The sequence below is a fragment of the Streptomyces sp. NPDC002690 genome (assembly GCF_053592415.1).
Genome location: NZ_JBSFVR010000312.1, coordinates 1 through 8,670, shown reverse-complemented (window position 1 = coordinate 8,670; position 8,670 = coordinate 1). Strand labels below are relative to the sequence as shown.

The window sequence follows — 8,670 nt, the reverse complement described above, 5'->3', positions numbered from 1 at the left end:
GATTTCGAGCACCGCGACGGTGAGGGGACTCGCGGCCATCGGAGGGCCTGAGGAAGAAACGTTGGGCATACCAATATCCTGCCTCTTTTCGCACCCGCCTCCAGCGTCGGCGCGCTCAGCCCCTTCGGCAGCGCCGCCGGGTGCGGGGCGCGCAGCACCCCGAGCGCCCGGTCCACCTCCTCCTGGCCGCTCGCCTCGCCCGCCGCCGCCCGGAACTCCGCGTACCGCACCAGCCGGTCCCGCAGCGTCGGGTAGGTGAACGGCTTCAGCACGTACTGCACGACCCCCAGCGAGACGCCCTCCCGCACCACCGCGAGGTCCCTCGCCGAGGTCACCGCGATCACGTCGGCGCCGTGCCCGGCCGCCCGCAGGGCGCGCAGCAGCTGGAGCCCGTGGCCGTCGGGGAGGTACAGGTCGAGCAGCAGCAGATCGACGGGCTCCCGGTCCAGTGCCCGCACCGCCTCCGCCCGGGTGTGCGCCACCGCCACCACCTCGAAGCCCGCCACCCGCGCCACGTACATCCGGTGGGCGTCGGCGGCCACCGGGTCGTCCTCCACCACCAGGACCCGGATCATGAGCGCTCTCCCGCGGTGGGCGTGGGCCGCTGCGGGGTGCGGTCGCCGATCGGCAGGCGTACGGAGAACTCCGCGCCGCCGTCCGGACCCCGCCCCAGCTCCACCGTCCCGCCGTTGCGCCGCACCGTCTGGCGGACCAGCGCGAGTCCGAGGCCCCGGCCGGTGCCGTGCGTCGACCAGCCGGTGCGGAACACCGCCTCGGCGTCCTCGCGCCCGACGCCGGGGCCGTTGTCCGCGACCTTCAGCAGCAGTTCGCCGGCCTCGGCGACGGCGGTGACCGTGACCCGGGGACGGGCGGGGGCGTGCGCCGGTGACGGGTTCTCTTCGCGGCGCGCGGGGGCGGGGGCGGGGGCGGGCGCGGACGCTCGGCTTCCGTCGCGGGGCGCCGGGACGACGGAGGCCGGGTCCCCGGGGCCTTCCGCCGCCGCGTCCATCGCGTTGTCGATCAGATTGCCCAGCACCGTGACCAGATCCCGCTGCGCCAGGGTCTCGGGCAGTACCCCGTCGTCGATCCGGCTGTCCTCGGCCAGTACCAGCTCCACCCCGCGTTCGCCGGCCTGGGCCGCCTTGCCGAGCAGCAGGGCCGCGAGCACCGGCTCGGCGACCGCCCCCACCACCTGGTCCGTCAGCACCTGGGCCAGCTCCAGTTCGGCGGTCGCGAACCCCACCGCCTCCTCGGCGCGGCCCAGTTCGATCAGCGACACCACCGTGTGCAACCGGTTCGCCGCCTCGTGCGCCTGCGCGCGCAACGCATGCGAGAAACCACGCTCCGAATCCAACTCGCCCGACAGGGACTGAAGTTCGGTGTGATCCCGCAGGGTCACCACGGTGCCTCGCTGCTCACCGCCCACCACCGGACGGGAGTTGAGCACGATCACCCGGTCGGACGTCAGATGGAGCTCGTCCACCCGCGGCTCGGACGCCAGCAGCGCGCCCGTCAGTGAGGGCGGCAGTGCCAGCGCGTCCGCCTTCCGGCCGACCGCCTCGGGGCCGAGCCCGAGCAGCTCCCGGCCCGCGTCGTTGATCAGCGCGATCCTGCGCTGCCCGTCCAGCATCAGCAGTCCCTCCCGCACCGCGTGCAGGGCCGCCTCGTGGTAGTCGTGCATCCGGCTCAGCTCGGCCGCGTTCATCCCGTGCGTGTGACGGCGCAGCCGGGCGTTGATCACGTACGTACCGATCCCGCCGAGCGCCAGCGCACCGGCCGCCGCGAGACTCAGCGCCCGCAACTGCCCCCGCACCTGGGTGGAGACCCGCTCCACGGTGATTCCCGCGCTGACCAGCCCGGTGATCCGGCCCCCGTCACGCACCGGGGTGACCACCCGGATCGACGGGCCGAGCGTGCCGGTGTACGTCTCCTCGAAGGTCTCGCCCTTCAGCGCCCGCGCGGTGTGTCCGAGGAACGTCTCGCCGATGCGCGTGGGGTCCGGGTGCGTCCAGCGAACGCCCTGCGGGTTCATGATCGTCACGAACGCGATCCCGGTGTCCTCGCGGACCTGCTCCGCGTACGGCTGGAGCACGGCGGACGGGTCCGGGGTGCGGATCGCCTCCCGTACGGAGGGCGAGCCCGCGATCGCCAGCGCCGCCGCCCGCACCTGGCGCCGCGCGGTCTCCTCGGCCCGCGCGGAGCCGGAGACGTACGCGAAGAACGCCCCGCCGGCCACCACGGCGGCGATCAGGACGACCTGCATGGCGAAGAGCTGCCCGGCCAGGCTGCGGGGACGGGGGCGGAAGGAACGCATGGCGGACAGTGTGCCCCGGGTGCGGTGACCGGGGTGAGGCGGGAGGAGCGGCGACGGCCTGGTTCGGCCTGCGGCGAAAGGAGTTTTCGCGGTGCGGGCACTCGGATATTTTCCCGGTATGACCGATCACCGCACCGTCGATGTCGGAGGCGTACGGCTGGCCTACCAGGTCTCAGGACCTGCGGACGCCCCGCCGCTCGTCCTGCTGCACGCACTCGGCATGGACTCCTCGGACTGGGACGCCGTGGCCCCCGTCCTCGCCCGCCGCCGACGCGTCCACGCCCTCGACCTGCGCGGCCACGGCCGGAGCGACTGGCCCGGCACGTACTCGCTCCAGCTCATGCGGGACGACGTGCTCGGTTTCCTGGACGCGCTGGGGCTGGAGCGCGTGGACCTGGTGGGGCACTCGCTGGGCGGGATCGTCGCCTACCTGGTCGCCCAGGAGCATCCGCGGCGGGTGCACCGGCTGGTCGTGGAGGACGCGCCCGCTCCGCACCCCCGCCCGCGGACCGTACCGACCAGACCGGAGGGGGAGCTGACGTTCGACTGGGACATGGTCCTGGCCGTCAAACCGCAACTCGACACCCCGGAGGCGCAGTGGCTGGAGCGCCTCGGCCGGATCACCGCCGAGACCCTCGTCGTGGGCGGCGGGCCGGGCAGCCACGTGCCCCAGGAGGGCATGGCCGACCTAACCCGTCGCGTTCCGCACGGACGGCTCGTCACCATCGAGGCCGGGCACCTGATCCACCGGGCCGAACCGGAGGAGTTCACGCGGACCGTCGTGGAGTTCCTGTGGCCGGAGGGGGGAGCGGACCCGGGACCAATAGCCTGACCCGTGCCACGGCGCGAGCGGCCCATTTCCCGCTCAGGGCCGTCTTCCCGATCGGGGCCGTCAGCCGGTGCTGCCGGCCGGCAGGTCCCAGGACCGGGGCCGGTCGAGGGCCTCCCACTCCTCCCGGAGCAGCGCGTGCACCGCGAGGTCGTGCCGGCGCCCCTGGTGCAGGCAGGTGGAGCGGCGTACCCCCTCGTGGACGAAACCGGCCCCGGCCAGCGCGCCCAGCGCCGCGGTGTTCGTGGTGTGGGTATCGGCCTGGAGGCGGTACAGGGGCAGTTCACCGAAGGCGAGATCGACCAGGGCGTCCACGGCGGCGGTGCCGTGCCCCTGCCCACGGTGCTCGGGGGTCAGCATCAGCATGATCTCGGCCGTCCCGTCCATGACGTTCTGGTCAGTCAGGGCGATGTGGCCGATGGGAGTGCCGTCGGGCAGCAGGACGAGGAAGTCGTCGCGATCGCCGTCGTCCAGGTCCTGCTCGACGCGCCCACGGAGCGCCGACAGCGAACGCGGCCACATCCCGACCTCGACGGCGATGACGGGGTCGGAGAGCCAGGACTGGAGCAGCTCCGCATCGTCGACGTCGAGCGGCGCGAGGGCGATGCCCCGGCCCCGCCAACAGACGGTCCGGAGGCGCTCGGTGTCCTCGTCCGCCGCCTCTGCCCCGTCCACGGTCTCTTCCGCCGCTGTTCCGGTATCGATCATGAGCGGAGGCTAGCGGCGCCTGGCACCTGCGGCGAGGCGTTTTTTCGTGGCGTACTGCTTCGACCCGCAGCCCGGCGGGCCGAGGACACGCACGCGCGTGAACGTTATGAACGCAAGGGTGACCCGCGTCACGGCTCGGTGGATAGTCACCGGGGCCCCCAGGGACGGGGGCCGGTACGCGCCCCGAGGACGGGACCCGTACGTGCCCCGGGCGAGAGGGCTCGTACGCGCCCGGGTCCACGGGCCCCGTACGCGACGCGACCGAGCCGAGACCGAACCCAGGAGGCACCCGTGGCAGGGACAGCCGGACAGCGGGACCGCACCCAGTACCTGTACATCGCCGTCATCGCCGCGGTGGTGCTCGGCATCGTCGTGGGCTTCGCCGCCCCCGGGGTCGCCGTCGAGCTGAAGCCCATCGGGACGGGCTTCGTCAACCTCATCAAGATGATGATCTCGCCGATCATCTTCTGCACGATCGTGCTGGGCGTCGGTTCGGTGCGCAAGGCCACCAAGGTCGGCGCGGTGGGCGGGCTGGCGCTCGGCTACTTCCTGGTGATGTCGACCGTCGCCCTCGCCATCGGCCTGGTCGTCGGCAACATCCTGGAGCCCGGCTCCGGCCTGCACCTCACCGATACCGTCCGCGAGGCCGGGGAGAAGCAGGCGGCGGGGGCGAGCGAGTCCACCGCCGACTTCCTGCTCGGCATCATCCCCAAGACCATGGTCTCGGCCTTCACCGAGGGCGAGGTCCTCCAGACCCTGCTGATCGCGCTGCTCGCCGGCTTCGCCATCCAGGCCCTCGGCTCCGCCGGCGAACCGATCCTGCGCGGCATCGGCCACATCCAGAAGCTGGTCTTCCGCATCCTCGCCATGATCATGTGGGCCGCCCCGGTCGGCGCGTTCGGCGCGATGGCGGCGGTGGTCGGCGAGACCGGCGTGGACGCTCTGAAATCGCTCGCCATCATCATGGTCGGCTTCTACGTCACCTGCGCGATCTTCGTCTTCGTCGTCCTGGGCACCATCCTGCGCCTCGTCGCAGGGGTGAACCTGCTCCTGCTGCTGAAGTACCTCGGCCGCGAGTTCCTGCTGATCCTGTCGACCTCGTCCTCCGAGTCCGCCCTGCCGCGCCTCATCGCGAAGATGGAGCACCTCGGCGTCAGCAAGCCCGTCGTCGGTATCACCGTGCCGACCGGCTACTCCTTCAACCTCGACGGCACCGCCATCTACCTCACGATGTCGTCCCTCTTCATCGCGAACGCCATGGGCGACCCGCTGAGCGCCGGCGAGCAGATCTCCCTCCTCGTCTTCATGGTCATCGCCTCCAAGGGCGCCGCCGGAGTCACCGGCGCCGGCCTCGCCACCCTCGCGGGCGGCCTCCAGTCGCACCGCCCCGGACTCGTGGACGGCGTCGGCCTGATCGTCGGCATCGACCGCTTCATGAGCGAGGCCCGCGCCCTGACCAACTTCGCCGGGAACGCCGTCGCCACCGTCCTCGTCGGCACCTGGACGAAGGAGATCGACAAGGCCCGCGTGGACGAGGTCCTGGCCGGCAACCTGCCTTTCGACGAGCGGATGCTCCAGGACGACGCCCCTGCGGACGCCGGTACGGGCTCCGGCAGGGACCCGGGCTCCGGCTCCCCGGCCACCGCCGCCGAGGTCCCGGACCAGCGCGACGGGGGCGGTGTCCCGGCGAAGGTCTGACCGGCGCCCCGCACGGGCCCACGGCCGCCCCGAGCCGGCCGATCCCCGGAGCCCCACACGTCGAGACCCTCGCCGAGAACCCCACCCCCAGCCTCGGCCGTCTCGCCGGGAACACCCGCACCTCCGATCCCTGATCGAGGTGCGGGTGTTCCCGTGTGCGGGCGGGTATCAGGACGTACGCGCCTGCCGCGAGTCCGCGTCCGAGGGGAGCCGTTCACGGTGTACGGACGCGAGCCGCCGCATCACCGGGGCGAGAGCCCGCATGTGTTCCTGCGCGAACCAGGGCGGCGTGGTGGCGTCCGGCTGCCGGGCGGGCAACAGCGCGGCGAGTGCCTCCCGGCGGAGGGCCCGCAGATGTCGACGGTCCCGTGGTCGTTGCTGCCGGACCTTGCGTGGGCGGCGCTCGTGGACGCTGTGGCCGAAGGGTGTCTCGCGAACTGAACGGGCCTCAGGCCTGCCCAACGGGGTGTTCGTGCGAGTGTGGGGCCGAGCGCGTGTGCTGCTCTCCCCTGGTCCGCTTCGGCGCCCCGATCACCCGTGCAGCACCCCGCCCGCCTCGTCGTGGAAGACCTCCGGCCAGTAGCGGTAGTCGTCCGCGTCCGAAGGGGGCAGGCAGGCGACCGGGTCGGCGGAGGCCAGCGTTGCGACCATGGCGTCGGCGAGCTGGTGGTAGAAGTCCTGGGTGAAGTCGTGCTCGGCGTCGAGACGTTGTTCCCGGCCGAACATCCACAGGGTGAAGGCCAGCGTCGAGACGTCGGCGTTGATCGGGACCAACGCGGCCTCGCCGTAGGGGTGGTACGAGAGAAGACCGGTCGCCCCGTGGACCACGACCTCCATGTCCTCGACCAGGCTCCCCAGGCAGAAGAGCCGATCCGCTTCGGCCGGCGTCGCGGCGGGGTCCTCGTCCCGGGACTTCTCGGCCTCCGCGAGTGGACGCAGCAGCGTTTCCTCGCTCCACAGGCCGAACATCAACCGCGTGCGCGGCAGCCCCACCTCCGCGAGGAAACGCCGGGTCGGCTCGTGGACCAGCGCCTCCGGAAGTGCGGACGGCTCGATGCGCACCAGGTCCTCCGGGCCGAACTCCGCCTCCAGCAGGCCCTTCGGCAGACCGAGCCGCAGCCCCTCGCCCGGACCGGCGGCCAGGGCCAGCGGGCGGATGACGGCGGCGATCCGCCAGAGCGCGGGTACCGGGTGCTCCCAAGTGTCGGGGGGACCCGCCCCGCCCCAGCCGTCGACGCCCCAGTGCTCGTCGGTGAAGACCGCCATCAGTAGCTCTGAAGCCCGCGCCACCGCTTCCGTACCGCTCCGCCCGGCAGCGGCTCCGGCAAATCTGCCGCGCCCTGCGGACAGGTCGTCCACCTCCCCGAGGAACCGGGCCAGGGCGTCGACGGAGGGCGCCAGCGGGATCACGTCGATCAGGTCCGGCGCGTTTTCGAAGAGGTCCATGCTGAAGAGCCGGCCCGTGGTCCCGTCGAGCACGACCTCCTGGGCGTCGGCCCCCTCGCAGCGGAGGTGACCGATGCGCAACAGGTCCCTGATGTGCGGATCGAGCCGGCCGGGATCGGCCTCGTCGTCCAGCAGTTCGACGACGCGCACCACCCGGCCGTCGGCCAGCGGCGCGAGGCTCATCAGCTCGTGCGCCACGGGCAGACCGCGCCCGGTCAGCAGCCGCCCGGTCAGCAGCCGCCGGGTCGGCTCGTGCGTGACGAGCGGATGGAGCGCGTGAACGGGTGCGGTGACGTGGTCGGACATGGTTCCCCCGTGGTGCCGGGGTCCCTGGCGCGGGACCCTCGCGGTCGCCTCCACGATAGGAGCCCCCACCGACAGCGGCCGGGGCGGGAGTCGGCCATCCGCCACGGATGCCGCTCCCGCGCCCGGTCCCGCTTTCGCAACACGCTTTAGAGGGAGTTTAGTCCTGTTGTTTCATCCCGGATTGCGCGGTTGTAGATAGTTCATGCGCCGCGCCATGTTGGGGTGGATTCGGCGGTGAGTCTGCGGGTCATGAGGTTGATCATCGCAAGGTGGATCATGGCTTCGGACCGGTGTGGGTGTGCCTCGTAGTCGCGGGCCAGACGGCGGTGGTTCATGAGCCATCCCAGGGTCCGCTCGACGGTCCAGCGGCGGGGCAGAACGGCAAAGCCCCTGGTGGTGGGGTCGCGGCGGACGATGTGCATGTCGATGCCGAGCGTGGCGGCGTGCTCGACGAGGTGCTGGCGGTAGCCGCCGTCGACCCAGGTTTTGCGGACGGTGGGATGCTCGGTGGCGATCCGTTCGATGAGGGTTCGGCCGGCGGTCGAGTCCTGCACGCTGGCCGCAGTGACCAGCACTCCGAGGAGGAGTCCGACGGTGTCGATGACGATGCTCCGCTTGCGGCCGACGATCTTCTTGCCCGCGTCGATGCCTTGCCCGGTGGCGGGGACGTTGGTGGAGGTCTTGATGCTCTGGGAGTCGATGACGCAGGCGGTCGGTTCGTCCTCCCGGCCTTCCTGCCTGCGGACTTGGCGCCGGAGGAGGCTGTTGAGCTGGTCGAATACGCCTTCTTCCTGCCAGCGGGCGAAGTAGGCGTAGACGGTGTTCCAGTGCGGGTAGTCGTGCGGCAGATAGCGCCACGGGATACCGGTGCGGTTCACGTAAAGGGCCGCGTCCAGGAGACTGCGCAGGTCGTGGTTCGGTGGCCTGCCGATGTCCAGGCCGCGGCCGCGGCGCTCGGCCCGCCAGGCGGTCAGGGTCGGCTCGACCAGCTCCCATCGGGCATCGGAGAGGTCGCTTGGATAGCGACGGCGCTCAGTCATGATTCTGGAGTACCGGCCGGCCGAGGGCCCGGCCCAGGCGCGTGCATCAGGCGCACGAGGCGATCCCCGCCGACGTCAGTGTCGTCGGCTTCGACGACCTGCCCGTCGCCCGCTGGACGCACCCCGCGCTCACGACCGTGCGCCAGCCCCTGCAGGACATGGCGTCGATGGCGGCCACCACCCTGCTGAAGACCGTCGACGGCCAGCACGTCGACACCCTGCGCGTGGAGCTGGCCTCGGGGACACCGGTCTCCTGGAGGTAGTACTGGTCGTTGTCGAGACCGTCGAAGGTGCACGTACCGCGGTCGTCCGTGGTGCATGCGGATCCG

9 protein-coding genes are annotated in these 8,670 nt (G+C 72.0%); 3 read left to right on the top strand and 6 right to left on the bottom strand.

What is annotated here, in order from left to right; translation table 11 throughout:
- Both ACWD3D_RS28610 and ACWD3D_RS28605 read right to left on the bottom strand, forming a co-directional pair.
- Positions 1-575 (bottom strand): response regulator (locus ACWD3D_RS28610; RefSeq protein ID WP_451463675.1); only part of this gene is annotated, 575 nt, incomplete at its 3' end.
- Entirely contained in the window at positions 572-2,314 is a 1,743-nt protein-coding gene (locus tag ACWD3D_RS28605; protein WP_451463674.1) for a sensor histidine kinase, read from the bottom strand. The genes ACWD3D_RS28605 and ACWD3D_RS28610, both read right to left, overlap by 4 nt.
- A 118-nt stretch (positions 2,315-2,432) precedes the next feature.
- On the opposite strand from ACWD3D_RS28605, the gene ACWD3D_RS28600 reads away from it, so the two are divergent.
- Positions 2,433-3,146, top strand: a complete 714-nt coding sequence (locus tag ACWD3D_RS28600; RefSeq protein WP_451463673.1) for an alpha/beta fold hydrolase — start codon at positions 2,433-2,435, stop codon at positions 3,144-3,146.
- Positions 3,147-3,206: 60 nt separating this feature from the next.
- Here ACWD3D_RS28600 and ACWD3D_RS28595 read toward each other — a convergent pair whose 3' ends face one another.
- Entirely contained in the window at positions 3,207-3,851 is a 645-nt protein-coding gene (locus ACWD3D_RS28595) for a GNAT family N-acetyltransferase (RefSeq protein WP_451463672.1), read from the bottom strand.
- A 291-nt stretch (positions 3,852-4,142) separates the two neighbouring features.
- Here ACWD3D_RS28595 and ACWD3D_RS28590 point away from each other — a divergent pair, with 291 nt between their 5' ends.
- Positions 4,143-5,549 (top strand): cation:dicarboxylate symporter family transporter, encoded by a 1,407-nt coding sequence (locus ACWD3D_RS28590; protein WP_451463671.1) that lies wholly within the window; start codon positions 4,143-4,145, stop codon positions 5,547-5,549.
- 168 nt (positions 5,550-5,717) lie between these two features.
- On the opposite strand, the gene ACWD3D_RS28585 is transcribed toward ACWD3D_RS28590, so the two are convergent.
- From ACWD3D_RS28585 to ACWD3D_RS28575, 3 genes are all read right to left on the bottom strand, one after another.
- A complete protein-coding gene (locus ACWD3D_RS28585) occupies positions 5,718-6,011 on the bottom strand; it encodes a hypothetical protein (protein WP_451463670.1) in 294 nt (97 codons plus the stop codon).
- 69 nt (positions 6,012-6,080) lie between these two features.
- Positions 6,081-7,301, bottom strand: a complete 1,221-nt coding sequence (locus tag ACWD3D_RS28580; protein WP_451463669.1) for an SUKH-4 family immunity protein — start codon at positions 7,299-7,301, stop codon at positions 6,081-6,083.
- 200 nt (positions 7,302-7,501) lie between these two features.
- Positions 7,502-8,341, bottom strand: a complete 840-nt coding sequence (locus ACWD3D_RS28575; protein WP_451463668.1) for an IS5 family transposase — start codon at positions 8,339-8,341, stop codon at positions 7,502-7,504.
- A 41-nt stretch (positions 8,342-8,382) separates the two neighbouring features.
- Between ACWD3D_RS28575 and ACWD3D_RS28570 the strand changes: the two genes are divergently transcribed.
- Positions 8,383-8,604 carry a substrate-binding domain-containing protein gene (locus ACWD3D_RS28570; protein ID WP_451463667.1) on the top strand — a complete coding sequence of 74 codons (222 nt, stop codon included), beginning with the start codon at positions 8,383-8,385 and terminating at the stop codon, positions 8,602-8,604.
- Positions 8,605-8,670: the final 66 nt, after the last annotated feature.

What these genes read in the sequence shown, in the direction of transcription:
- ACWD3D_RS28605 (WP_451463674.1), bottom strand. Translation starts at nt 2,314, where the DNA reads ATGCGTTCCTTCCGCCCCCGTCCCCGCAGCCTGGCCGGGCAGCTCTTC.
- ACWD3D_RS28600 (WP_451463673.1), top strand. Translation starts at nt 2,433, where the DNA reads ATGACCGATCACCGCACCGTCGATGTCGGAGGCGTACGGCTGGCCTAC.
- ACWD3D_RS28595 (WP_451463672.1), bottom strand. Translation starts at nt 3,851, where the DNA reads ATGATCGATACCGGAACAGCGGCGGAAGAGACCGTGGACGGGGCAGAG.
- ACWD3D_RS28580 (WP_451463669.1), bottom strand. Translation starts at nt 7,301, where the DNA reads ATGTCCGACCACGTCACCGCACCCGTTCACGCGCTCCATCCGCTCGTC.
- ACWD3D_RS28575 (WP_451463668.1), bottom strand. Translation starts at nt 8,341, where the DNA reads ATGACTGAGCGCCGTCGCTATCCAAGCGACCTCTCCGATGCCCGATGG.